Annotated in this window: 26 protein-coding genes; 15 read left to right on the top strand and 11 right to left on the bottom strand. The window is 41.8% G+C overall.

Annotated elements, in window-relative coordinates; genetic code table 11:
* Positions 1-190 precede the first annotated feature (190 nt).
* From PU629_RS19685 to PU629_RS19650, 8 genes are all read left to right on the top strand, one after another.
* Positions 191-667, top strand: a complete 477-nt coding sequence (locus PU629_RS19685) for a VanZ family protein (protein WP_275281714.1) — start codon at positions 191-193, stop codon at positions 665-667.
* Between the two features lie 196 nt (positions 668-863).
* Positions 864-1,256 carry an OsmC family protein gene (locus tag PU629_RS19680; protein WP_275281713.1) on the top strand — a complete coding sequence of 131 codons (393 nt, stop codon included), beginning with the start codon at positions 864-866 and terminating at the stop codon, positions 1,254-1,256.
* 108 nt (positions 1,257-1,364) lie between these two features.
* Positions 1,365-2,201, top strand: a complete 837-nt coding sequence (locus PU629_RS19675; protein WP_481900460.1) for a YfkD family protein — start codon at positions 1,365-1,367, stop codon at positions 2,199-2,201.
* Between the two features lie 66 nt (positions 2,202-2,267).
* A complete protein-coding gene (locus PU629_RS19670) occupies positions 2,268-2,498 on the top strand; it encodes a hypothetical protein (protein ID WP_275281712.1) in 231 nt (76 codons plus the stop codon).
* A 62-nt stretch (positions 2,499-2,560) separates the two neighbouring features.
* Positions 2,561-3,349 carry a delta-lactam-biosynthetic de-N-acetylase gene (gene pdaA / locus PU629_RS19665; protein WP_275281711.1) on the top strand — a complete coding sequence of 263 codons (789 nt, stop codon included), beginning with the start codon at positions 2,561-2,563 and terminating at the stop codon, positions 3,347-3,349.
* An 876-nt stretch (positions 3,350-4,225) separates the two neighbouring features.
* The gene (locus PU629_RS19660) at positions 4,226-5,047 is read left to right on the top strand and encodes an ABC transporter permease (protein ID WP_275281710.1); all 822 of its coding nucleotides are present in this window, start codon (positions 4,226-4,228) and stop codon (positions 5,045-5,047) included.
* A gap of 21 nt (positions 5,048-5,068) precedes the next feature.
* Positions 5,069-5,845 (top strand): ABC transporter ATP-binding protein, encoded by a 777-nt coding sequence (locus PU629_RS19655; RefSeq protein WP_275281709.1) that lies wholly within the window; start codon positions 5,069-5,071, stop codon positions 5,843-5,845.
* 64 nt (positions 5,846-5,909) lie between these two features.
* Positions 5,910-7,025, top strand: coding sequence for an ABC transporter substrate-binding protein (locus tag PU629_RS19650; RefSeq protein WP_275281708.1), 1,116 nt, complete (start codon positions 5,910-5,912; stop codon positions 7,023-7,025).
* 81 nt (positions 7,026-7,106) lie between these two features.
* On the opposite strand, the gene PU629_RS19645 is transcribed toward PU629_RS19650, so the two are convergent.
* From PU629_RS19645 to PU629_RS19620, 6 genes are all read right to left on the bottom strand, one after another.
* Entirely contained in the window at positions 7,107-8,102 is a 996-nt protein-coding gene (locus tag PU629_RS19645; protein WP_275281707.1) for a hypothetical protein, read from the bottom strand.
* Between the two features lie 128 nt (positions 8,103-8,230).
* A complete protein-coding gene (locus PU629_RS19640; RefSeq protein WP_275281706.1) occupies positions 8,231-8,389 on the bottom strand; it encodes a YfhD family protein in 159 nt (52 codons plus the stop codon).
* A gap of 301 nt (positions 8,390-8,690) precedes the next feature.
* Positions 8,691-8,807, bottom strand: coding sequence for a YfhE family protein (locus PU629_RS19635; RefSeq protein ID WP_275281705.1), 117 nt, complete (start codon positions 8,805-8,807; stop codon positions 8,691-8,693).
* 336 nt (positions 8,808-9,143) lie between these two features.
* Positions 9,144-9,716: a GNAT family N-acetyltransferase gene (locus PU629_RS19630; RefSeq protein ID WP_275281704.1), complete on the bottom strand. Its 573-nt coding sequence runs from the start codon at positions 9,714-9,716 to the stop codon at positions 9,144-9,146.
* Between the two features lie 801 nt (positions 9,717-10,517).
* A complete protein-coding gene (locus PU629_RS19625) occupies positions 10,518-11,429 on the bottom strand; it encodes a TIGR01777 family oxidoreductase (RefSeq protein ID WP_275281703.1) in 912 nt (303 codons plus the stop codon).
* Between the two features lie 100 nt (positions 11,430-11,529).
* On the bottom strand, positions 11,530-11,652 hold the full coding sequence (locus tag PU629_RS19620; RefSeq protein ID WP_275281702.1) for a hypothetical protein: 123 nt from the start codon (positions 11,650-11,652) through the stop codon (positions 11,530-11,532).
* Positions 11,653-11,731: 79 nt separating this feature from the next.
* Between PU629_RS19620 and recX the strand changes: the two genes are divergently transcribed.
* Together recX and PU629_RS19610 are read left to right on the top strand one after the other, a co-directional pair.
* Positions 11,732-12,544 carry a recombination regulator RecX gene (gene recX, locus PU629_RS19615; RefSeq protein ID WP_275281701.1) on the top strand — a complete coding sequence of 271 codons (813 nt, stop codon included), beginning with the start codon at positions 11,732-11,734 and terminating at the stop codon, positions 12,542-12,544.
* Positions 12,545-12,614: 70 nt separating this feature from the next.
* Complete coding sequence (locus PU629_RS19610) at positions 12,615-12,935, top strand: YfhH family protein (protein WP_275281700.1); 321 nt, start codon at positions 12,615-12,617, stop codon at positions 12,933-12,935.
* Between the two features lie 83 nt (positions 12,936-13,018).
* Here the strand turns inward: PU629_RS19610 and PU629_RS19605 are convergent, their stop codons facing one another.
* The gene (locus PU629_RS19605) at positions 13,019-14,005 is read right to left on the bottom strand and encodes a metal-dependent hydrolase (RefSeq protein WP_275281699.1); all 987 of its coding nucleotides are present in this window, start codon (positions 14,003-14,005) and stop codon (positions 13,019-13,021) included.
* A 119-nt stretch (positions 14,006-14,124) separates the two neighbouring features.
* Here PU629_RS19605 and mutY point away from each other — a divergent pair, with 119 nt between their 5' ends.
* A complete protein-coding gene (gene mutY / locus PU629_RS19600) occupies positions 14,125-15,222 on the top strand; it encodes an A/G-specific adenine glycosylase (RefSeq protein ID WP_275281698.1) in 1,098 nt (365 codons plus the stop codon).
* Between the two features lie 104 nt (positions 15,223-15,326).
* On the opposite strand, the gene PU629_RS19595 is transcribed toward mutY, so the two are convergent.
* On the bottom strand, positions 15,327-15,554 hold the full coding sequence (locus PU629_RS19595; protein WP_275281697.1) for a hypothetical protein: 228 nt from the start codon (positions 15,552-15,554) through the stop codon (positions 15,327-15,329).
* A gap of 320 nt (positions 15,555-15,874) precedes the next feature.
* On the opposite strand from PU629_RS19595, the gene PU629_RS19590 reads away from it, so the two are divergent.
* The 4 genes from PU629_RS19590 (at position 15,875) to PU629_RS19575 (ending at position 20,180) form a co-directional block, all read left to right on the top strand.
* Entirely contained in the window at positions 15,875-16,045 is a 171-nt protein-coding gene (locus PU629_RS19590; RefSeq protein WP_275281696.1) for a gamma-type small acid-soluble spore protein, read from the top strand.
* Positions 16,046-17,029: 984 nt separating this feature from the next.
* The gene (locus PU629_RS19585) at positions 17,030-17,698 is read left to right on the top strand and encodes an SOS response-associated peptidase (protein ID WP_275281695.1); all 669 of its coding nucleotides are present in this window, start codon (positions 17,030-17,032) and stop codon (positions 17,696-17,698) included.
* Positions 17,699-17,788: 90 nt separating this feature from the next.
* Positions 17,789-18,316, top strand: a complete 528-nt coding sequence (ntdP, locus tag PU629_RS19580) for a nucleoside tri-diphosphate phosphatase (protein ID WP_275281694.1) — start codon at positions 17,789-17,791, stop codon at positions 18,314-18,316.
* 121 nt (positions 18,317-18,437) lie between these two features.
* The gene (locus tag PU629_RS19575; RefSeq protein ID WP_275284504.1) at positions 18,438-20,180 is read left to right on the top strand and encodes an ABC transporter ATP-binding protein; all 1,743 of its coding nucleotides are present in this window, start codon (positions 18,438-18,440) and stop codon (positions 20,178-20,180) included.
* Between the two features lie 70 nt (positions 20,181-20,250).
* Here PU629_RS19575 and PU629_RS19570 read toward each other — a convergent pair whose 3' ends face one another.
* The 3 genes from PU629_RS19570 to PU629_RS19560 form a co-directional block, all read right to left on the bottom strand.
* On the bottom strand, positions 20,251-21,315 hold the full coding sequence (locus tag PU629_RS19570) for an FUSC family protein (protein ID WP_275281693.1): 1,065 nt from the start codon (positions 21,313-21,315) through the stop codon (positions 20,251-20,253).
* A 422-nt stretch (positions 21,316-21,737) separates the two neighbouring features.
* The gene (locus PU629_RS19565) at positions 21,738-23,027 is read right to left on the bottom strand and encodes a glutamate-1-semialdehyde 2,1-aminomutase (protein ID WP_275281692.1); all 1,290 of its coding nucleotides are present in this window, start codon (positions 23,025-23,027) and stop codon (positions 21,738-21,740) included.
* A 160-nt stretch (positions 23,028-23,187) separates the two neighbouring features.
* The gene (locus tag PU629_RS19560; protein WP_275281691.1) at positions 23,188-23,820 is read right to left on the bottom strand and encodes an NUDIX hydrolase; all 633 of its coding nucleotides are present in this window, start codon (positions 23,818-23,820) and stop codon (positions 23,188-23,190) included.
* Positions 23,821-24,054: the final 234 nt, after the last annotated feature.

Here is a 24,054-nt window from a genome sequence, read left to right as displayed (position 1 = left end):
CTGTTACTTTTGGAAAAATGAGGTTTAGTCCAGGGGGGATTGGGTCACACTTATCTATTGTGTAATGATTTTTAAAGTGGATGAGCCATAAGTCCTGTCTTTGATAATGACAAATAATTGCCAAACAAATGGTCTTGCATTCCATTTGACCCGCCTTGATAATTAGGAGAGAACGATCGGGGAAAATTTAGTGAAAGCAGAGGTGAGCTTCGTGAGAATGGACTTAAGCCCAAACGGAATATTTGTCAAACATCGCATCAAGCGCTTTTGTTCGGTCCTTTTTCTGACCTACCTGCTCACCGTGATTTACCTAACCTTGTTCACCTTTAATTATTATGTCTATGGAAAATCGGTCAATTTGGTCATGTTCGACAGCATAAGATTGATGCTTCGCAGTCATAGCCCTATGCTCATTCTCAAAAATATATTAGGGAATGTTTTGTTGTTTTTTCCATATGGGTTCTTTCTTCCGTTGTTCTTTAAACGGTTTCGTTCTTTCAGCCAGCTACTGGGCATCGGTTTCTTATCGAGTCTTCTTATAGAAAGCTGTCAATACGAATTTGCCCAACGAATATTTGATGTGGATGATCTTATGCTTAACACGGTTGGAGCGATTCTAGGTTGGATCGTTTTTAAAATTGTAAAATGGGTATCAGTTAAATTCTAAGAGATAAGAGGCTGTCCGAAAGTAAGCTCTCATTCTCCTGTTTTTTAGGGTAGGAGAAGGGAGAGTGACTTACCTTTGGACAATCTCTTTTTTGTCCTGTTTTTATTTAGCACCCAACTTGAGCAACAAAATTGAGCCCATTATCTTTACTGCCTACAATAAACCTTGAATAAAACACTTCTAAAGGATGGTTACAATGGAACTAAAATTTAATGGAACGGCCTATGAAATGGAAACTAACTTTGGAGAACTGGCCATTTCAGCAGATGATACAAAAGGCTTTCGTCCTTTTCAATTAATGGTCGCTTCGATTGCAGGCTGCAGCGGGACCGTTATGAAGAAAATATTCACCAAGAAACGTCTGGACATAAATGATATTACGATTAAGGCAGATGTTACTCGTAATCCTGAGAAAGCAGATCGAATTGAGGCCATTCATATGACATTTGTGGTCAAATCAAATGATCTTACAGACAACGCCATGGAGAAAATAATTGAACTCACACGTAAGAACTGTTCGATGGTCCAATCGGTTCAGGACAGCATCGCCATTACCGAATCATTCGAGATTGTAAAAGATGAATGCTAACAAGTGATTGAATAGGGGGCGAGAAGTGCTGGCTTTAAAACATTCCATGACTCTATGGATAATTTTCCTTTTACCCGAAAAAAATAAGGGAAAAGGAGGTTCAAAAAAATGAGAGCAGCACTCATTGCCCTTTCCCTTGTATTAATGTTGGCCACGCCAAGCTTTGCAAAAGAAATGCCGAAAAAGCAAGAACCTAAGCAACAGCAAATAGAGGATAAGCAGGGTGAATCAGAAGGAACAGGTGAGATTGAAGTTCCTAGTTCAGTGGTTGATATATCCAAACAAAATACTTATCCAAATCCGGCACAAAATGAACCTGAATTAAAGCCTAGCCCGCTTGCAGAAGAATTAATCAAAACATCGAATGTTGAGATTGAGAACCCAACATTAATTCGTATGCTAAACGAATCAGAAATTAATACCTCGAAGCTGTCCATTGGGTACCACGCCCGAATTTATTTAGGAAACTGGGCTCTTAAGTATGAATCAGGCAAGACTTCTGTGAATTGGGAGTACAAACAAGTTAATAAAAATGTTTTAGATAACCGAGGAAATTCATCCGTTACAAAGCTTACTTATAATCAAGAGAAGAAGGAAAAAGTGACAGGCGGACTGACGGCAAAGATTGCCGACGAGGGTGAAGTGCAGAAGCTTATGATTATGAAGGCTGCAGAAAAAACCTCTTTACCTCTAGGTTTCTCGACTTATGTTGGAAGAGGAACGAAGATTGATCGTGTTTATAACGTAGAGCCTAAAAAGTTAGGCTACTTAAATGGATTTGTTCCGGCTGTGAATGAAAAGGGCAAGGTAACTTTTGGCGAAGTTTATCTTGTTTTAAAAGGCGGAAAGAAAAGCATTGAAGTTAAAAACATCACCCAGCAAGGAATTGGTGCCTGGATTCCTATTCAAGATCATATTTCCCTTCGCTATTATGTCACCAAATAAACCAGTGCTTAAGCGCTGGTTTGTCTTTTGCTTTCAGAAAGTATGAAGGCTGGGATAAAATAAAAAATGAAATTTAAATTTAAAGGTGGAATCGTTATGGGGCGGGCAACGGAGTCAAAATCGGAGCAAATTAAATACTTTCAAACGCGGTTGAAATTAATAGCAGATATGGCAGCTTCCTTGGGAGAGGATGCAACCAGTGAGGATTTAAGCAACTTAATGAATCAGATTGAAGGGGTAGGTGTGAAGCTTAATCGCTTTAAGAAGGATTGGGAGAAGCAAACAAGCGAGGATTAGGTCTTCAAACAGTCATAATCTCCTCGCTTAGGGGTCATCCTAAGTGTGGAGGAGGTGACGTTATGCGCCATCATGCAATCCGTTGGTTGACACCGTTTTTGACTTTGGCTTTTCTTTTTTTCTTTGCTGCATCATCCACACAGGCAAAGGATTGGTATTTTAAGCCGAGTCAGAATAATGAACCTTCAACAACGGAAAAGGAATATACGGACCTTTTAGATAAGTATGGGGGCGTATGGATTGGGGACACGTCTAAGAAAATTGTCTATTTGACCTTCGATAACGGCTATGAAAAAGGATACACAGCTGAAATCTTAGATGTTTTAAAAGAAAAGCATGTCCCCGCAGCCTTTTTTATAACAGGCCATTACATTGAATCTGCTCCTGATCTGGTGAAACGGATGGTGAATGAAGGCCATATTGTCGGCAATCACTCATGGGGTCATCCAGATCTCTCGAAAATAAGTGACGAGGATTATAAAGAGGAGCTAACGAAGCTCGCGGATGCTTATACAAAATTAACCGGACGTCACGATATGATTTACCTTCGTCCACCGCAGGGAACTTTCAGTGAGCGTTCCTTAAAACTAGGCGAGGAGATGGGTTATACCAGCGTTTTCTGGTCCTTCGCTTATGTGGATTGGATTGATCACAAAAAGGGTGCGGATTATGCCTATAAAAGCATTATGAGACGAATCCATCCTGGCGCGATTATCTTGCTTCACACGGTCTCAAAAGACAACGCGGACGTCATGCCGCGCTTAATTGATGATTTGCGAAAGCAAGGGTATGAATTCGGAAGTCTGGATGATTTAATGCTGAGTCAGCATATGCCAAGTGTGTTGGACTAATCATGGCATTCCTGCCAGGCGGAAGTGCTTCTATAAAAGGAGTTTTAAAACGGAGAGGAATGAACTCTCCGTTTTTTATTGAATTTAAAACTAATGGAGCAAGGCACTCTTGCCCACGAAAATCAGCGAGATGAGAGACAAAATGGTGGGTAAGACAAGCTTGTCCACGAATATCCGCAGGTCGGGATAAGAAAATGGTGCAATGGAGCGGCGCCCAATGCACGAAATGGACTCCCGCGCCGCCCTAAAGTGGTGTAATGGAGCCCCGATGCCCCGAATATACACAAAGGGCTCCGGCCACGCCTTGATTGGGGGGACATTAGGATTTTGTGAGATTTGCCTCGATTAAGCGCTTATTGGATTTAAACAAACGTTTGATTAAATGGCTAATTGACCTTATGGGTAGTCAAAAAACGTCAGTGTAAAAGCGCGGGACCTGGGCTAGGGGTGAGCTCTTTTCTATATTCGCGGAACCGCGGCCCTCAAAAAGGTTTCTAGGAAATCGTTATCTAATTAGTAAAATTTATCCATATAAATGACGTAAACTTAGCGTTTTGAAGTTCTTTTATTGCAAAAATTAAAACTTATAAACACTATCCACAGAGTTATCCACAATTTTGGTGTGTTATATCCCATATTTCTGGGGATTTTCTAATTTGCTAACAGTACTAACAAAACTTAATGTCATTTGTCCCCAAATTTATCCTCAACTTCACTTCCCTGTTAGACAGGCCTTAAGCCTTTTATCCACATATCCACAATTTAATTGACAAATGGCTAATTTCATGCATTTACATATAATTTACATTCGACAGTCCTGGGCATTTGTCACGCATTGGGTATTCATGCATATGATGCCACCAAGGAGGTGAGCGCATGACACATGAAACAGTATCTTTGAGCAATCCAATTGAAAGAGAAAAGGAAGAATGGAAGAAGCGACAGACTAAACAAAGGTATCTCCAAACACTTACAATTAGTTCGCCTATCTTGCTATTGCTTTTATGGGAGCTGTTGTCTCGAACGTCGGTGATTGATCCAAGGTTCTTTCCACCGCCTTCTTTGATCATCGTCGCTTTTTTTAATATGCTCCTTCATGGTCAGTTGTCTTCACAAATTGCTATTAGTCTTTACCGGATACTCGGGGGCTTTTTGCTGGGTGTCATTCCAGCCATTTTATTGGGGCTTTTAATGGGCATGTATGCACCGGTTCGATATGCCTTTCAGCCGCTTATCATGGCATTAATGCCAATCCCAACACTCGCTTTGATGCCTCTTATACTCATTATTTTTGGGATAAATGACTTTGCCAAAATGATTACAATTGCAGGCAGTGTGTTCTTCCCAGTTGTCATTAATACAGCAGCGGGTGTTTCTAATATAGAGCCGATTTATGTGGATGTGGCCAAAAATTATGGTGCCAGGTCCAGAGACTTTTTCTTTAGAATTGCTCTTCCTGGAGCACTGCCTGTCATGATGGAAGGCATTCAGATGGGGCAGGCCATTGCCCTCCTTACTATTGTGGCAGCTGAAATGATTGGTGCCAATTCAGGGATTGGTTACATCATTTGGATGGAATACAAAGCCTTTTTATTAAAAGAAATGTATGTAGGGTTGATTCTCATTTCTTTCTTTGGTTACTTTTTTTCCATTCTGCTCAGGTGGCTCACGAGAAAGCTCATTCCTTGGAGGTCCTAACAAAAGGGGAGGTGCAGCTGTATGGGAGACCCAAAGATTCATATAGAGCATTTGACAAAGGTGTTTTACAAAAGGAAGGAGAGTGTCATCGCCCTTCAAGATATCACCTTGGATATTCAAGAAGGTGAATTTGTTTGTCTCATTGGTCCGAGCGGTTGTGGGAAAACAACCTTGCTTCGGATCTTAGCGGGGCTTGAGTCGCAAAGCTCTGGCCACTTTGAAATCAAGCCTGGACAGAAAAATCGACCGCTCCAATCGATGATTTTCCAAGAAAAGGGTGTTATTCCTTGGATGACGGTGGAGGATAATGTTTCCTTTGGTCTTCGAATGAGGCATGCCCCAAAGAATGAGTTAAAAGAGAGAACCGAGTACTACCTCAATAAAGTTGGACTTTGGGATTACCGAAATTTATATCCATCCGAAATTTCCGGTGGGATGAAGCAGCGGGTAAGCATTGCCAGAGCCTTTGCTAATGATCCTGAGATTCTCCTAATGGATGAACCTTTTGCAGCTTTAGATGAACAAAACAAATTTATTTTACAAGAGGAGCTCTTGAGCATTTGGGAAGAAACCAAGAAAACGGTCTTGTTTATAACTCACAGCATCGATGAGGCGCTCTTACTCAGTGACCGCATCTTACTTATGAGTGCGCAACCAGGTCGTATTGAAAAACAAAAGCAGATTGGATTGCCGCGCCCAAGAAGCATTGAAATCGTTCGTTCTAACCCTGATATGGGGAGAGAATTTGTAGATATTTGGAACCATCTTCAGTCGGCTGTTCAAAATGGCCGAAAATAACATTCTAGATTAAGAGTGTTGAGCTCTTAACTATATAAATTTTTAAGATAGGAGCGAAATAAGCATGCTGAAAAGAATTTTTGCGGCATTGCTGGTCATTCCGATGATGGTGTGGATATTAACAGCCTGTGGAACGACTGACAAAGCATCAACGGCGCCTAACAGCGGTTCAAGCAAGGCAACTGAAAATACCGATAAGCCAGTAAATGGCGATCTTCCGCCACTTAGTAAGCCCGCTACTGTCACCATTGCTGAAGATGGGTCCGCGTCAGGTGCAGGGTTCTATATTGCAACAGAAAAAGGCTATTTCAAACAGTACAATATCAACGTCAAATATGCGACCTTCCAAAACAGTGATGACATGCTCCCCGCATTAGCAGCAGACAAAGTAGATGTGGCAGGAGGGATTTCTTCTGCCTCGTTCTTCAACTCAATAGCACAAGGAATCGATGTTAAAATGATTGCGGATAAAGGTCATAATGTAATGGGAAAATCTTATTTCTCTTTTGTAATCCGAAAAGATGAGCAAAATACAATTAAATCTTATAAGGATTTAAAAGGGAAGAAAATTGCTGTCTCTACGCAGAATGGTGTCGATGACTACATCTTCCAACAAATGCTTAACAGTGCAGGGTTAAAACGAAGTGATGTGCACTTTGTGTTAATGTCTGATTTCAATAATATGTTAGCAGCACTCAGCAATGGCACGATTGATGCAGCCCTAGAAATTGAACCCATGATTACGAAAGGCATATCTGAAGGAATTTGTGTCCGCCTTGGAGATACCACTGATTTTGCTCCAAAGGCTCAAATCGCGATGGTCATAGCCTCACCAGTTTTCTTAGAGCAGCGTCACGATGTTGCCATTCGTTTTATGCTAGCTTATCTAAAAGGCTTGCGGGATTATAATGATGCCTTTGTCTATAACAAGGGAAATAAAGATGAGATTATCAAAATTATGACCAAATACACGGCTCTCAAAGATCCAAAAACTTGGGAGCAAGTGGATGTTACAGGATTAGATCCAGACGGTAAAATGTATATTGATGATATTAAAAACCAATATAAATGGTACAAATCAAACGGTGGAATTGAAGGCACAGTTGATATGAGTAAAGCCGTTGACACATCACTTGACGATGAGGCTCTTAAGATTTTAGGCCCTTATAAAAGTAACTAAAGCCTTTCGATTAGAACCGCCTTGGAACTTATGTCCAAGGCGATTTCCATTTTCTCATTTGCGAGCAAAAGATTTCCAGGCTTATTGGTAATCAACAAAAACAGGGGAAGGGTCTAATTTTAATACATCCTTTGGTGTTAGGAGAGGAGAATCTTGTTTATAAAATAACTTGAATCCTCCATATTGGACCGGCTGGTTTTTGACAAGCAAATTATAGCCCCTCTTCTTATTTTGCGGGGCGCCAAACCCATCAAAATTTAACACTAATTCGACGTGATCGGTTGGTTTAATCACATTTTTATTCTGGATGACATCCCCTTTAAATTGATGAATGACGATAACTTTGTCAGGGAGATGATTCTCCTCTGTCAAACGGGATACATATTGTATGGCATCTTCTATATGATACCCATTCACCCGTCCTAATTGAGCTCCAGGTATTTGTCCCGCTCCTACATGAAATTCTGTGTCTATGGCAAGATGGACATAAGGCAGCTTTAAATAGTTTTTGAGCAACTGGACTTGATGAAGGACACTATCACGCCCCAATTGAACATCCAAAATGAGTAACATGCCATTTCGCTTAGCGAGTTGAGCGTACTTGTCTATATCCATTAACGAGGTTTCGTGGTAATAAAGGCCTTTTGGACCCGGACTCCGTCCAGCGACAGTTGCGATTAATTCTATGGCTGGGATTGCGGGGTAACACGGATCAGCCGCAGAATAGGCTCTTGTCTGTTTTTTTAATCGGGCAATGAGGTCATTAGGGGGTAATTGCCCTAAAATGCCCATTTGCGTGGATCTTGGGTGGCCATAGAATGAAACAATTCTGTACTTCTTAAGTGGGCCATTGCTTTTATCTTGTATGTTCGTTAATGAAGTTGGTCTTATTTGATTGTTGGTGCACGTTGCGGGTATTGGGTGATAAGGAGTATCAACCGTCATTTGTCTATCGTTAAACGGCGGAAGCTCATTGAAGGGTAAATTAGATTCGGTTTGGGTTGCCATTTTCCCGGTTCCTGAAAAAATGAACATCAATATTGGAATGGTGATAAGACTTGCCAGTCGTTTTTTCAATTTTCCCCCTCCTTCTTTTCTTGTTGGATTTAGTTTTAAGATTTGTTAAACGTAATGTTTTATGTCTGCTTTTAGTTGGAAAACGATTAACAGAAAAAAAGCCCCCCGGTGACTCGGGAGGCTAACTATTAATAACTTTTCTGGGCTCTAATGTCGGCTGCTTTCATGCGTTCTTGGGCTTCCCAATCATCCTCATCGAAGGGATCGGTATAATGAATATCCTCATTCTTGGCGATTGGGACATGTACTTGATCGTCTTTTACTTTTCCATTGCGTTTCTTAGCCAAGTCTAACACCCCTAAAAAATTTTGTTTGGGAATAGCTCCCTTTGGTTACTATTCCCCAATTGTAAGGCGGACCTACGTTATATAAGGAATTACTGATTGCCAATTTTTGTGGCTATCGCTCCAACAACGGAAATTATTAGGTGGGATATTTCACGTATCTCTCGCTTAAGGCTTTGGAAAGGGGGGGCACACTATTCAGAATTCAATCCGAGGAAAGAAATAGCGAATCGAGATGACGGAACTCGATTCGCTAATTGGAAAACAGACAATCATAAGCGGTGCTTCAAGCAAATGATTTCGATCAGCCTTTACTGCGCTCGTAGGCTCGGTTAGCGCGTTTGAACTCGCGTTGATAAAGGACGGATTGCGTTTTGTTCAGGTTGTCCGACTCACGAAGGGTTGTTTTCTTTTTTGCCATAAGCATGCACTCCCATTTTAAAGCAGGAACCCCTGCGATTTTTATCCTCAATTAGTCTTGGCAAATGTTAAGTATTTTAATCGAATGTTACGTGTTTGTGAAATAGAATTCTTCGGGTTGTGGACAAAAAAGAGCGTGCCAAGACTTTTTTTAGTAAGCAGCTATCAAAAAGAGGGGTGCTAAATTAGCGATGCTAATGATTTTCGTGGGCAAGCTGTTCTTGCCCACCATTTTGATTCAAATCTCAACAAGGAATCGCTTATTTGGTAAAAATTAAGTGACGGGTTAGCGCCGTATTAAAAAAACCTCCGTAGCTGGAGGCCTTTATAAGATCTATTAAGCTTCAAGTCGCTCTTCGGTATCCAGGAATGAGGCGAGCTGATTCGTCATCAATTTGTGGTTCAAGAAGTTTTCTTTTGTAATGGCGTATAGGTTATAACGATGGCCATTTGGATTGGTATTCGCTCGTTCTAAGATTTCAGAGTGAGTGTCATTGGCATATTGCACAAACGCAAGCTTCAGTGCTGCTTTTTGTGAGCGAATATTTTCCTCACGTATGCGCAAGAAGACCGTGTGAATGTCTGTTTCATTAAACACTTCTTCAAAGAATAGATCCTTTGCTTGCTTATTATACCCCTTGCCAAAATAGGGCTTGCCAAGCCAAGTTCCGAGAAAACCGGCCCCGTCTTCAACGTCAAAAAGGGTAATGGTACCGATTGGCTGACCATATTCATCTATAATGGTACGAGAAATCAGCTTATGCTGTTCTTCTAATTCAATGGTTTGCTTAGTTATGAATAGATATTCCTCTGGTGTATTGGCTTTTTGTCTCACAAACGGGAAAACTTCTGGGTCGCGCATTAATTCAAATAGGGCGCCACACTCGGTTAGGTCACGTTTTTTCAACATTTTTCTTACCTCCTAGTTTCGTGGGGGTAACCACTAAAAAAATGTGTAACCTATTCCGGGGTGGGAATCGAACCCACTAAGACCAAACACTGTTTGGTGGCGCACCAATTGCCTTCCCGTTATTCGGTTGTTAGTTGATCAATATTCTGGTGGTAATTATAATCCAAATTTGAAAAGGTGTCGGTACCACAATAACGAATTCTGCAGCCATGCCGCTGACTTTCGGACAGGGTGAGGAGCACTTGGCTCTTCAGATACCGCCTTACTCTCTTCCAGTCTTAGGCTTTCACAGACTGAGAGAATACCATTATTGGCTTCTTAAGGCGGTCGAAATGTAATCGACATAGCTTAAGCCAAAAAGAGAAAGAAAGGCGAGAGGGTTCCCATGCTTTATGGCGCAGCTCCAATTTTTGCGAGTCACGTCATCGGGGTTCCGATGGTTGCCTTAAGATGGGGGGATCAATGCTATCAGCAATTTAGGACTCCTGTACAATCGGATCCCGAAAATCGAAATTAAGCCCTAGGCAAAACGACTAGAAAAGAACGGTCGTAAGCGGTAAGGATGGATGTGTACAGGGAAATTCTTTAATAAATGCTAATGAAGGAAGTGTGGAGAAACAGTTCGAATCTTATTGTTTTTGACCAGGACATCACCGTTATAAATAACAGGAGAACTGACCGGATAAATTTGATCAATTTAAAGTTAAAAATGAATTCAACAGCATGTTTTTTTACCACCGAATTAATAAAATTATAGTCGATTTTTTATCGAAAAGATATAGTCTAAAATAAAAATAAATATTAAGAATTTGTTAATAAAATCAAGTTTGAAATCGCTTTCTCAATAGTGGAAAAATCGAAGGTAAAACCATGATCTAATAGCTTTTGCGGCAAGACTTTTTGCCCTTCTAGTACAAGCACACTCATTTCTCCTAGCAACGCTTCTAAGATGAAGTTAGGAACTGGAAAAAGGTGCGGACGATTCATGGCTTTTCCGATTGTTCGTCCAACCTCATTCATTTGGACAGGTTCAGGCGCCGTCCCATTAACCGGTCCTTTAATATCAGAATGGGTGACAACATAATCGATGAGCCTCACAAGGTCCTGAATATGAATCCAGGACAGCCATTGTTTCCCTGATCCTATTGTCCCGCCTGCAAAGAATTTATAAGGCAACATCATTTTAGGAAAGGCACCTTCTTTCGGACCAAGCACAGCGCCAAATCGAATGGGGATCACCCGGCTGCACAGCGGTTTACATGGCTCTATGGCAGCCTCCCATTTTACTGTTACTTCTGACAAAAAGTCAGAAGGCGTCATTTCATCCGCTTCTGTAAAAACACGTTCAAGCGAGGTCCCATAGTAGCCGACAGCAGAGGCATTAATTAATAGAGGGCAGGATTGCTGTTGAAGGATGAGTTCGAGCACCGTTTTAACAGCGTCCAATCGGCTCTTTAGAATAATTTCTTTGTATTCAGGTGACCACCGCTTATTTAGTGTAGCCCCAGCCAAGTTGATGATCACATCAAGAGTTGGGACATTTTCTGGTACATGATGACTGGATGGGTCCCATGTTACATAGATAATCGCGTTATTTTTTCTGGCAGGTTCTGTCTTTCGAGTGAACAGGACAATCTGATCGCCTTTTTCCAAATAATAATCAGTAATCGCCTTTCCTATAAATCCGGTGCCACCTGTAATGCCAATAATCATTGGAAACCCTCCTAGTTATATTTTATATAGGATTCTGCGTTTGCCGCTTTCATATGAAAACCATTTGCGCGTAACGATTCGTTAAATGTCGGTTTCGTCCTTATTTTAAGCCAAAAATCCACAAATAGAGAATCGTTGTAAATCGGCTGGAAAGCGGAAATAAGGGAATGCCGGCCGTTACGCCTATTTTCAACTGATCTCGAATGGCCTTAACCACTTCCAATAATACACAGGGCTTCTAAGAGACAGTATTCATTGTCTAAGCGCTTAGAAGAAGGTATCATGGGAATTGGGTGATGGCGATGTTAGTCGTTTCGAAAATTCAGGTGCATCCTAAAAAAAGACAAGTCTATCAAGTGGAGCTCAAGTCTTTAGAGAATGAGCACCTTGTTACAATGATTGAAGTTCATGAGGATTTGCTTATTAAGTACGGCCTTAGAAAGGATCTTCCTCTAACCGATGCTAAAGTGCGAGAGTTAGACGACGAAACTGAGCGTCATAAGGTCTATCAAATCGCTTTGAACTATATTAGCTATAGGATGAGATCGGTCAAAGAAGTAGCCGTTTATCTTGAGGGAAAGGACTATTCAGATTCGGTTATTTCGAATGTCCTAGAGAATCTTCTTAGAGACAAGTGGCTGGATGACCAGGCGTTTGCTGATGCTTATGTAAGATCTAAGAAAAGTTTAACCTCAAAAGGCCCCTCTGTCATTCGTCAAGAATTGCTTCAAAAAGGGGTTTCCACAGATAAGGTAGAAAAGGCACTTCTTCATTATAATAAAACAGATGAATATAATCAGGCGGTCCAATTTGCCAAGAAGAAAGAGAAGTCCTGGCGAAATCGTTCGGCCAAAGAGCAAAAACAAAAATTGCTCCAAGCCCTCATTCAAAAAGGCTTTTCACAAGAGGTCTCTGGGCAAGTGGTTAATCAATTAGACGATTCCTTTGATGAAGAAGAGGAATACAGTGCTCTTAATATTCACGGGGAGAAAGCTTTATATAAGTATAGACATTTAACGGGTTATGAGCGAAAGATGAAAATCAAACAGATGTTGTATCGCAAGGGCTTTGGGGCAGATCTCATTGACCGCTGGATGAGTGATCATGACGAATAACGAAGCTCTTTATAAGAAAGACGAAACAGCTTTTAATAGGTAATACCGGGAAAAGGATAGGAGGAGCAGCATGAACAGACGCTATAGTGATATGACCGAATTTGAATTGAGAGAAGAAATTAAGGTGTTAAGAGAAAAGGTACAGCAGGCTCTCTCGATGGGCAATACGAGTGAGATGGCTGTATATGAAAGAAAATCAACGATGGCTCACGCGTATCTTCTTGATCCTAATGATTTTAAACAGGGAGAGACTTACTATATAAAAGGGGACGAAGAAGGAGCTCCTTTAACCATTGAATACTTAGATGGCGTTTTCGCCTGGGGCACCCGAGGATCTGCCAATGAGCCAGTCGGCTTCCCGATTTCGTTATTAGAAAAAAGGGAGGCTTGAGTGACATTCTATTTGGATAGTCCAAAAAACGAGCCGTAACGGCAAGATGTCCATTACAGCTCGAGATAAGATCAAAACTTATATTAGTGGTCTTCAGAGGCGAGAGTCAGCTTCTTTTTAAGCTTAGAATCGCTAAAGACCCAGCCTGTGAATGAAGAAATGATGGTGCCGTCGTCATCGATCCAAACGGTGGCAGCGAACGGATAGCGTCCATTGGAAAAATAACGAAGATCAATAAAGCGAATTTCCTCACCATGCTCCCGTTTTTCACGCTCCCATCGATAGATAGGCGAAAAATGGAGGAATGCATCAATATTAGTGTCTTCAAGAGCCTGCTGGAACAGTTTATCTTCAGGGATTGATTTCTTAGGAAAGATGTCAATTAGCGTGATACTTGACCCTTTTATTTCCCCTACAAAATATTGAGTTTTACTTTTTGCTGATAAGTGATAGGTGGTCCATCTATAGGTAGGCGAAAGATAAATGTCCACCACTTCAGGTATGTGTTTTCGTACTAATGCCTTGGCTCGTTTGTGATGCCAAATGCGTAAGAAATAATACAAAATTAAAATCCCGTAAATGGCTAAGAAGACATAGCCCGGGTAACCCACAACCATCCAAATGGCAAAACCGAGAATATGAAGTGCAAAAATACATGGATCAAAGATATTAATAATTCCAAGGGCTATCCAATTATTATTGATTGGTCTCAAGGCTTGGGTCCCGTAAGCGTTAAATATATCGACAAAGACGTGAAGTGCCACCGCAAAAAAAGTCCAAAGCCATATATGCAAAATAGAAGATGTATTGGAAAAATGGGTAATAAGCGCAGTGATTAATATCGGCCACAAGAAAGTTGCTGGCAGTGAATGCGTATTCCCACGATGGTGTCTGATATATGTCGCGTTATCTTTTAATTTCAGAACCGTATCGATATCAGGGACTAAAGAACCTACAAGAGTACCCACTAAACAGGCGTGAACGGTATAAGGATCGTGTGTGATCACGGGATCTAATGTTGATAACGCGGCTAGTCCAATACCCATTACCACGTGTGTGCCGGTATCCAAGGGAAATCCCTCCTTAAAAAATAGTGTATGAATTTAGGAAAGACACTTGTGTGGGCGTTCGTTTCTATTCAACTGTAGAGAAAGTATAAGTTTTCACCAATATTAAAAGAGGTAAAAAAATGACGTTAGAACTTCATCAAAACCACTCTATTCTAGTTTCAGCAAGCTTAGTCGATTGGTATCGGAAAAATCAACGAGATCTGCCGTGGCGGAACATGCATAATCCTTATTATACTTGGATATCAGAGGTCATGCTCCAACAAACACAAGTCGACACCGTTATCCCTTATTATGAACGATTTAAGTCGCGGTTTCCAACAATGCAGTCATTGGCTTATGCAGACGAAGAAGACGTGCTAAAATCTTGGGAGGGTCTTGGTTATTATTCCCGTGCTCGCAATCTTCAAGCAGGTGTACGCGAAGTTGTTGAGCAATACGGGGGAGTCGTGCCAAAAGACCGCTCAACATTATTGAAAATAAAAGGGATTGGCCCTTATACATCAGGGGCTATTCTAAGCATCGCTTACAATCTGCCTGTGCCCGCAGTCGACGGGAATGTGATGCGAGTCCTCTCCCGCCTTTTTTTAATTAAAGAAGATATTGCCAAACCAAAAACAAGACAGGTTTTTGAAAAACTATTAGACGAATTAATTCCAAACGAGGCGGCCTCTGATTTCAATCAAGGAATCATGGAACTTGGCGCTCTTATTTGTAAACCGAAAAATCCTTTGTGTGAGGAATGTCCGATCAGCCAGTGGTGCCAAGCCAAACAGCAGGACATTCAGGAGTCACTTCCAATAAAATCGAAAAAGGCTAAGCAAAAAACAGAAGCTTACCGTGTTCTTTGGCTCAAGGACGCAAGTGACCGTGTATTAGTTCATAAACGGTCAGAAAGCGGACTTTTGGCGAATCTATGGGAATTTCCAATGATAAGTCACTCGGAACATTCCGATGAGTCTCATCTTAATTCTTATGTAGCTGAAATGTTGAGTCTAAAGAAGCCCTTAACATTAAATAAAGTTAATCAGTCGGTATCGCATACCTTTTCCCATCTTAAATGGGAGCTTAATTTATGGGAAGGGACACTTTTAGAAACGAGTCCTTGCTTACCCAATTCATTCAAATGGGTCACAATAAAAGAACTGCATGAGATTCCGATTCCTGTCTCTCATCAAAAAATACGAGAACTCATGATAAACAGCAAAAGGGCCGACTAAATTTAGTCAGCCCTTTGCCGTTGTCTAATAGGGGGGATAATTATCAGGGTAATTTCATTATAGCTGGCAATTATTAAAAAAGGCTTAACGATTTAGTTGATGGGTCAGTCAAAATTGACTTGTGTTCCGTTTTGCCAATCAGCCTCATCCCTGTGTCGAAAATCATCTCGTGATTCAATTTCCTCGACAATTTCATTTCTTAGGGAAACCCCCTGAGAATTGAGATAAGGAGTGATTTGTTGAAAGCAGTGATTAAAATGAGCAAGCTCATCGACGGTCCATTCAGATTTCGGCACCATAGTCAGCGCCATTAAATCGCGTCCGACATACATGTTTAGTCCTCCTTGGGGACAGACCTCTACAAGCAGTGAATCCCGCAGTTAGAGGTCTGTCCCCACTATTTTTCAAGCAGTGAACCCCACAGTTAGAGGTCTGTCCCCACTATTTTTCAAGCAGTGAATCCCACAGTTAGAGGTCTGTCCCCACTATTTTTCAAGCAGTGAATCCAGCAGTAGAGGTCTGTTCCCACATACTGCTCTCAGTGTTTCCTTTAATACGGACATCATGTATTTATTCTAATTCTTTTTTTAGTAATTTTTTTACATAATTTCCTTATGGAGAGGTTACATTAAAATCCGTGGAGGTGATACAGATGGCTAAGAAAACAAAAGCAGGCACTAATGTTGAAGAAGTAAAGCGTCAAAACCAACAATCTGCTAGCGGTTCTTCTAGCAGCGAATTTGGTGCCGAATTTGGAAGTGAAACGAACGCTCAAGAAGTTCGTAAGCAAAACAATAAATCCCAAAAAAATAAAGGGATGTAACTTATCACCTGCACAACACTCCCACCCACTTCGGGTTGGGAGTTTTTGTGTTAGGTCTCAAACACCTCGAAATTGTCCACAATATACATAACTGCTCATTTTATGTTATCTTTTTTTTATACGACCAGAAAGCATTAGTTGTCCTTAAAATCTTAAGAGAAAAGAAGCGGATTTTTCGCTACCGCTAACGTGGCTCATATTATGGCAAGGTCACATGAGGAGTCCTTTCGCGCAAGCAGGGCGTGATGCTATTTGGCAAAAAGTCGGCATGATTGGTCATTAGCAACTAACTGTGCTTAAAATCCCCATTTAAAGGAAGTGGATTTCGCGCAAGCATGGCGTGATGCTATTTGGCAAAAAGTCGGCATGATTGGTCATTAGCAACTAACTGTGCTTAAAATCCTCATTTAAAGGAAGTGGATTTCGCGCAAGCAGGGCGTGATGTTATTTGGCAAAAAGTCGGCATGATTGGTCATTAGCAACTAACTGTGCTTAAAATCCCCATTAAAGGAAGTGGATTTCGCGCAAGCAGGGCGTGATGTTATTTGGCAAAAAGTCGGCATGATTGGTCATTAGCAACTAACTGTGCTTAAAATCCCCATTTAAAGGAAGTGGATTTCGCGCAAGCAGGGCGTGATGCTATTTGGCAAAAAGTCGGCATGATTGGTCATTAGCAACTAACTGTGCTTAAAATCCTCATTTAAAGGAAGTGGATTTCGCGCAAGCAGGGCGTGATGCTATTTGGCAAAAAGTCGGCATGATTGGTCATTAGCAACTAACTGTGCTTAAAATCCTCATTTAAAGGAAGTGGATTTCGCGCAAGCCAGCACGAAGTTTATTCGAGGGTGCGTTTCATGGTGGAGCATCAGGTAGTAGGCTCGCTGCTACTGATTATGGATGTTAATATAGATAAGGGTTAAGGCTTGGTTAGAGACGACTCGGCTTGTAGTGAGTTTCAGGATAACGGGGAATAGGAGGGGCAATATGTGTGGGAGATTTACATTGACCATTGAATTGGACGTGTTATTTGAACGATTTGAACAAGCCTATTCGTCTCAACTTTCAATGAGTCCAAGCTATAATATTGCACCCACTCATTCTGTCTTGGCTGTTGTGCGCGGTGAAAAAGGGAATAAGATCGGTCGTTTAAGATGGGGGCTCGTGCCAGCTTGGGCAAAGGATCCAAGCATTGGGGCGAAGATGATCAATGCCCGTTCGGAAACTCTCCATGAAAAGCCAAGCTTTAAATCATTAATTCATCGGCAGCGCTGTTTGGTTATAGCGGACAGTTTCTATGAATGGCAGAAGACGGAGAAGCATAAGCAACCCTATCGGATTCAGTTGAAAAATGGGGAGCCCTTTAGTTTTGCGGGGCTTTGGTCTGTTTGGCAATCGGGCCATGAGACGCTTGCGACCTGTACAATTATTACTGCACAGGCAAATGCCTTTATGTCGCCATTACATGACAGAATGCCGGTTATCTTAAGCCAGAAGGATGAAGCTTTGTGGTTGGACCCGAATCGGCCGTTTCAGGATGTGAAAGGGCTTTTGACGTCTTTTCCTACAAAGGATATGCATATGTATCCCGTTTCAACAAAGGTCAATCATACGCGTTTCAATGATGAGGAGCTTGTGCGGCCGATACATATTTAATGGAGTAGATGAGATGAAAATCGGGTACGGAAAGAAGGGCAACAGAATTGGAGCGGCTAAAAATGAGACAAAGAAAGTGTGGTAGGAGCCATGCGTTTTCCCAAGGCAGGTACAATAATTGAGATTCAGAGCTACAAACATGATGGGTCCCTTCATCGGATATGGGAAGAAACACTCGTTTTATCGGGATCAAAGGAAACTATTATAGGCGGGAATAATCAAACTATTGTAACCGAATCGGATGGTCGTAAGTGGCAGACCAAAGAACCTGCCATCATTTATTTCAGTACGAGTGATTGGTTCAATATTATCTGTATGATTCGTCCAGATGGCACCCATTATTATTGCAACTTAGGCTCTCCCGTCACATGGGATGAGGAAGCCTTGAAATATATTGATTATGATCTTGATATTAAAGTCTTTCCTAACGGGACCTACAAACTTTTGGATGAAGATGAATACTCCCTTCATCGTGTCAAAATGAATTATCCGAATAAACTCGACCGTATATTGCGCCGTCATGTGGATGAACTCATTAATTGGATTGAGCATAAAAAAGGCCCTTTTAATCCGAACTTCGTGAATAAATGGTATGACGTTTATAAATCTTATATGTAGGGTCTAAGGATTTAGGGAAGCTCGGCATAGACGGGACCGCCACTCCATCTCTTATGAATCGCATTCAAGAAAATGGGACAAACGCAAGTCTTGGCCCCTTGCAGAAAAGGAGGAGATTGGCCTGGAAAGTATTAAAAGGTATCTTCAGTTTGTTTATCCTTATATGAAACAAATTATTATTACGATATTAATTGGAATTATAAAATTTGCTATTCCCTTGGCGCTGCCGCTTATTCTTAAATATGTGATTGATGATGTGATTAATGAACCTCTTCCTTCATCTGAAAAGCTGCACCGGCTTTTCTACGTGATTGGAGTGGCTTTTTTTGTGTTCGTCATTTTACGCCCGCCTGTCGAATACTACCGTCAGTATTATGCTCAGTGGGTAGGGAATAAGGTATTGTATGATTTGCGTGATCGTCTCTTCGATCATATTCAGCGACTCAGCCTCCGGTTCTATGCCAATAATAAGGCGGGTGAGATCATTTCTCGTATTATTAATGATGTTGAGCAAACCAAGGATTTTGTCATGACTGGTATGATGAATATTTGGCTCGACATGGTGACGATTCTGATTGCACTTTGTCTCATGTTTTCCATGAATTTCTGGCTGACGGTTGTGTCGATCTTGATGTTCCCGTTTTACGGAATTTCTGTAAAAATATTTTATACAAGGCTTCGCATGCTGACTCGAAAACGGTCGCAGGCACTGGCAGAGGTTCAAGGGCATCTTCATGAACGTGTTCAAGGAATGAATGTGATTAAAAGCTTTGCTCTTGAAGATTATGAGCAAGAACAGTTCCGTAAGCGCAATAGGAACTTCTTAAATCGGGCTTTGGATCACACTTCTTGGAACGCAAGAACCTTTGCTGTGATGAATACAGTAACGGATATTGCGCCGTTATTAGTGATTGCGCTTGGAGCTTTTCAGGTTATTCATCACATGACTCAAATTGGGACAGTTGTCGCTTTCTTTACTTTTCTAGACCGCTTATATGACCCGCTGCGCAGAGTGGTCAGCTCATCGACTACGTTGACACAAGCCTTTGCTTCTATGGATCGTGTCTTTGAATTATTGGATCAGAAATATGATATTGTCGATGAACCCGAGGCACCAAAGGTTGAAGCGGTAGACGGGCTTGTGGAGTTCAAAGAGGTGAGCTTCCGTTACAATGAAGGGGACAACCTGGCCCTAAATCATTTAAACTTGAAAGTGCAGCCTGGAGAAACGATTGCACTTGTCGGGATGAGCGGTGGCGGGAAATCAACGCTTGTCAGTCTTATTCCGCGTTTTTATGATGTAACAGAAGGCGCTATTCTGTTAGACGGCAAGGATATTCGTACATTGCGTGTCCGCTCGCTTCGTGACAAAATTGGCATGGTGCTTCAGGATACCGTGCTGTTTTCTGATACGGTTGCAGCTAATATCCGCATGGGTTATCCTGATGCATCGGATGAAGACGTTATCGCTGCAGCCAAGCAGGCAAATGCCCATGATTTTATTATGAATTTGCCGGAGGGTTACCAGACACAGGTGGGGGAGCGAGGCGTGAAGCTCTCTGGCGGACAGAAGCAGAGGATTTCCATTGCCCGAGTCTTCTTGAAAAACCCGCCGCTGTTAATCTTGGATGAAGCCACCTCTGCTTTGGATTTGGAAAGTGAGCACTTGATTCAAGAAGCTATGGAGGAACTGGCCAAGGACCGAACCACATTTATTGTGGCACATCGTCTCTCAACCATTACTCATGCTGACCGAATCGTCGTTATTGAGCATGGACAAATAGTCGAAATCGGCAATCATGCGGAGCTTATGAAAAAACAAGGCAACTACTATCAGCTATTTCAAGTTCAACAACTGGAATAATGGACTATATTTATAAATAAAAAATAACCGGCTCCGTTGTCACGCTTTGTGACAATCGGGCCGGTCTTTACTATTCTTCTTTTTTGTTTTCTTTAACATGGAACGTTTGAAAGCTATCTACAAGGCGATCGAGATGCTCCAAGCATTGACCATATTCAACAAGCGTTGCTATAAGAGGAAAAAGCTGAAGGGATTCATTATCCTTTTTGGCTTCATAATAGTCGAAGAAGCTTTTGGCAAGCTTCGCCTTATGCAGATGTGAGTTTTCTATTATTTTTTCATGCGGCTCTTTGCGGATTTTTCGGTTGTAACGAAGCAGGATTCCCTCATGCAACATCATTAATCCCTCAATCCGCTCCTTAATATCTGCCTTTAAATCATCCGGCAAAGATTGAGGAAGGTTTTCGTATTCGCTCATTAATCGGAGAACGTCATTTAGTTTGTTAGTTGTCATCATCATTTGCCTGAAGATAACCCCTTTTCGATACCTAGCATAACGAACCTTTTTAAAATAAGTGCGTTCTTCTTTATACCATAGAAAATACTCTGCAATCTTATATCGATTATCTTGAAATTGTTTGAGTTCATTTTTTAGACTAGTCCGGTCGGGTGTATGCTGCAGCGTAAGACGGATCCAATTAAATAACTCATTCGTTTGCTCGAAAATTAATTCGTACAACCGCTTATCATAATTGGGAGGTAAAAATACCAGATTGACAATAAAAGCAGAAAATACCCCGATTAGTATAAGGGAGAGGCGGCTGAGCGCATAAGTCAGAACCCCTTCACCTGCCGGAACACCACTCATCATTAAGATGATCGTAACAATGCTTAAAGGAATGGTATCTTGAATTCTAAGTTTAAGGTGAAGCGCGATAACAATTATAACGGCAAGACCGATTAGGATCGGGTTCGTTCCAAGCAGCATTAACATTAATATGGCGACTATCGCCCCAATTACATTGCCCTGGACATTTTCAACGATCGATTGCCAAGAGCGATAGACAGAAGGCTGAATGGCAAAGGTGGCAGCAACTGCTGCACCTGATGGCGATTTAAAACCTATCAAAATTGCGATATACATCGAAAGAGTGATGGCTAACCCTGTCTTTAAGACACGCGCACCAAGCTTCATAGTTTTATCAAAATCCCTTCAAATATAAGAAGTACCACACTTGCGGCTCTCCTAAATAAACACCTCATAGACTATACAATGTTAACCATATAAATTCAATGCTAAACCTATGACGAATTGATGGCAGATTTTAAATGACTGACGGCACGCAGTCAGCCAGCTAGTTGAAGCTCTGCTTTCCGTGCTGGCCTGTGTAACGGACATACAGGCCGTTACAGCCCCGTTTTAGCCGGTTTTCCACTCAAGTCCGTTACAGACAGATTCCTGGCCATTTTGCCTTAGATTGCGCTTGTAAAGGACACCGTGTCCGTTAGAATCCAAAAAGCCCCCAGGCCCACAAGGCGCGCGTGCATCCCAAAATCCAAATCGTTGTTTCCAAACGGCTACGCTGCCCCTTGGAGTCAAGAATTTCTTAGGCTTGCTTAGAGCTTCGCGAAACTCTTTCTGACAGCTTCGAGTGTTTGATCGACGTCTGCGTCAGTATGGGCAGTAGTTAGGAACCAGGCTTCGTATTTGGAAGGGGCCAGATTCACGCCTTCATCGAGCATGGCTTTGAAGAATCGGCCAAACCTTTCCCCGTCTGTTGCTTTGGCATCTTCATAATTGATGATTGGATGATCTGAAAAATAAAGTGTCAGTGCACCTTTAAGTCGATTAATGACGATGGGTAATCCAAACTCTTTGTTAATCGCATGGATTCCAGATTCCAAACGCTCACCTAACCGGTCAAGCTCCTCGTAAACGCCAGGCTCTTTTAACACTTCAAGACAAGCTATTCCAGCTGACATGGAAGCCGGATTTCCTGCCATTGTTCCCGCTTGATAGGCAGGGCCAAGCGGAGCTACTTTTTCCATAATAGAGACTTTTCCACCGTAGGCACCGATTGGCAGACCCCCACCAATAATCTTACCCATTGCCGTCATATCAGGTTCAACGCCAAGGAGATTTTGGGCGCCGCCATACATAAAACGAAAAGCGGTGATCACTTCATCATATATAACAAGTGTGCCATGTGCGTGAGCGACTTCATTAATGGTTTCAAGATAGCCCGGCTCAGGAGTGACGATGCCAAAATTTCCAACAATCGGCTCAACAAGAACGGCAGCGAGCTCATGTCCCCATTTATCAAAGGCTTCCTTCAATGCATCAGGGTCATTGAATGGAACCGTAATGACTTCCTTCGCAATAGCTTGTGTGACACCAGCAGAGTCCGGTGTTCCTAGTGTGGAAGGGCCTGAACCTGCTGCAACGAGGACAAGGTCAGAGTGTCCGTGATAACAGCCAGCAAATTTTAATATTTTATCTCGTCCTGTATAAGCTCTGGCAACACGAATGGTCGTCATGACTGCCTCAGTACCAGAGTTTACAAAACGGACCTTTTCCAGTGATGGCATCGCCTCTTGGAGCATCGTGGCAAATTGAATTTCAAGCTGTGTGGGTGTTCCATATAAGACACCGTTCGCAGCAGCACGTGCAATTGCGTCGGTTATGTGGGGATGGGCATGTCCGGTAATGATCGGGCCATACGCAGCCAGATAATCAATATATCGATTTCCGTCAACATCCCAAAAGTAGGCTCCTTGGCCGCGTTCCATAAAAACAGGTGCGCCTCCGCCTACTGCTTTAAAAGAACGGGAAGGGCTGTTCACCCCTCCGACGATGACCTCTTGTGCTTTTTCATATAAAGTCTGTGATTGTGTTCTGTTATTCAATGTCTCTCTTCCTTTCAACTCTATGCCCTAGTCCGGGGGATTCTAGGTACATTAATAAAAAAATTTGCCACGAATTATCTTACTTGTTTATCTTTCAGTTAGAAAGTAAAAATGCTTATGTAATCTTAGTAAGAACCGTGGGCATCTAAGTTTCTCCGAGTTAGAGGATGTGTTCTTTCTTAATAACTTCCAAGAAATGCGTTAAGATCTTAGCTGTCATTCCCCAAACGCTGTGATCCTCATAGTGATAGAAGAGTTCTACCATCGTTCTTCTTCGCCATTTATAATCTCGTCCCTGTGCGATTCGCTCATAAGGGAAGTCCTCGCCCGGCTTCGGATCCATATTCACACGATGCTTTTCGGGCTGATGGGAGAGAAGCCACTTAAGCGGGATTGTAAAGGTATGATCGACTTCTTCTTTATTAATATTAAAATGAAGATCTTTTAAAAGCCCTACAAAAGGATAAATAATAAACTGCGAAGAGGGAACGTAGCGGTCAAGCGCCCCGATGATTTCAATCGATTCTTTTAGAATACCCAACTCTTCTGATGTTTCTCTGACAGCAGTATGCAGAGGTGTGGAGTCATCTGGATCGATCTTACCGCCTGGAAAGCAAATATCACCCGGTTGGCTCTTCAAATGAAAGGCTCTTACTTCAAAAAGAAGATGCCAGTCATTTTCTAGTTTGAAAAGCGGCAGACAGATGGCCGCTCTTAAGGCTTTCTCCTCGTCCATGATACCCCCAGTAAAATGGGAGGTTAATGCCGATTTTAGGGCATGAATGTCTACCAACTTAATTCCTCCTTGTGCTTTAATTTTTCAAGTTAACCCTATTTTAACGAAGGGTAGGAATGGGTTATTAAACGTATTGAATGGATGACAGCACGTTAATTCTTATAATAGTATGCATGGATTGGGTAAGCTTGTCTTGAACCATCAGGATTTATAAAAGAATCTTTAGAATAAGAGCCTTTAATAGAAGATAACTCCTGCCATTATCATAACACGTATGAGAGGCATAGAGCA

It is taken from the genome of Pullulanibacillus sp. KACC 23026 (assembly GCF_029094525.1).
Classification (GTDB): domain Bacteria; phylum Bacillota; class Bacilli; order Bacillales; family Sporolactobacillaceae; genus KACC-23026.
The sequence above is the reverse complement of the archived record's forward strand: the minus strand, read 5'-3'. Positions and strand labels throughout refer to the sequence as shown.

Excerpts from the sequence above, each read along its gene's own strand:
- PU629_RS19680 (WP_275281713.1), top strand. The coding sequence starts at position 864 with ATGGAACTAAAATTTAATGGAACGGCCTATGAAATGGAAACTAACTTT.
- PU629_RS19675 (WP_481900460.1), top strand. The coding sequence starts at position 1,365 with ATGAGAGCAGCACTCATTGCCCTTTCCCTTGTATTAATGTTGGCCACG.
- PU629_RS19670 (WP_275281712.1), top strand. The coding sequence starts at position 2,268 with ATGAAATTTAAATTTAAAGGTGGAATCGTTATGGGGCGGGCAACGGAG.
- pdaA (WP_275281711.1), top strand. The coding sequence starts at position 2,561 with ATGCGCCATCATGCAATCCGTTGGTTGACACCGTTTTTGACTTTGGCT.
- PU629_RS19660 (WP_275281710.1), top strand. The coding sequence starts at position 4,226 with ATGACACATGAAACAGTATCTTTGAGCAATCCAATTGAAAGAGAAAAG.
- PU629_RS19655 (WP_275281709.1), top strand. The coding sequence starts at position 5,069 with ATGGGAGACCCAAAGATTCATATAGAGCATTTGACAAAGGTGTTTTAC.
- PU629_RS19650 (WP_275281708.1), top strand. The coding sequence starts at position 5,910 with ATGCTGAAAAGAATTTTTGCGGCATTGCTGGTCATTCCGATGATGGTG.
- PU629_RS19635 (WP_275281705.1), bottom strand. The coding sequence starts at position 8,807 with ATGGCAAAAAAGAAAACAACCCTTCGTGAGTCGGACAACCTGAACAAA.
- PU629_RS19630 (WP_275281704.1), bottom strand. The coding sequence starts at position 9,716 with ATGTTGAAAAAACGTGACCTAACCGAGTGTGGCGCCCTATTTGAATTA.
- PU629_RS19625 (WP_275281703.1), bottom strand. The coding sequence starts at position 11,429 with ATGATTATTGGCATTACAGGTGGCACCGGATTTATAGGAAAGGCGATT.
- recX (WP_275281701.1), top strand. The coding sequence starts at position 11,732 with ATGTTAGTCGTTTCGAAAATTCAGGTGCATCCTAAAAAAAGACAAGTC.
- PU629_RS19610 (WP_275281700.1), top strand. The coding sequence starts at position 12,615 with ATGAACAGACGCTATAGTGATATGACCGAATTTGAATTGAGAGAAGAA.
- mutY (WP_275281698.1), top strand. The coding sequence starts at position 14,125 with ATGACGTTAGAACTTCATCAAAACCACTCTATTCTAGTTTCAGCAAGC.
- PU629_RS19595 (WP_275281697.1), bottom strand. The coding sequence starts at position 15,554 with ATGTATGTCGGACGCGATTTAATGGCGCTGACTATGGTGCCGAAATCT.
- PU629_RS19590 (WP_275281696.1), top strand. The coding sequence starts at position 15,875 with ATGGCTAAGAAAACAAAAGCAGGCACTAATGTTGAAGAAGTAAAGCGT.
- PU629_RS19585 (WP_275281695.1), top strand. The coding sequence starts at position 17,030 with ATGTGTGGGAGATTTACATTGACCATTGAATTGGACGTGTTATTTGAA.
- ntdP (WP_275281694.1), top strand. The coding sequence starts at position 17,789 with ATGCGTTTTCCCAAGGCAGGTACAATAATTGAGATTCAGAGCTACAAA.
- PU629_RS19570 (WP_275281693.1), bottom strand. The coding sequence starts at position 21,315 with ATGAAGCTTGGTGCGCGTGTCTTAAAGACAGGGTTAGCCATCACTCTT.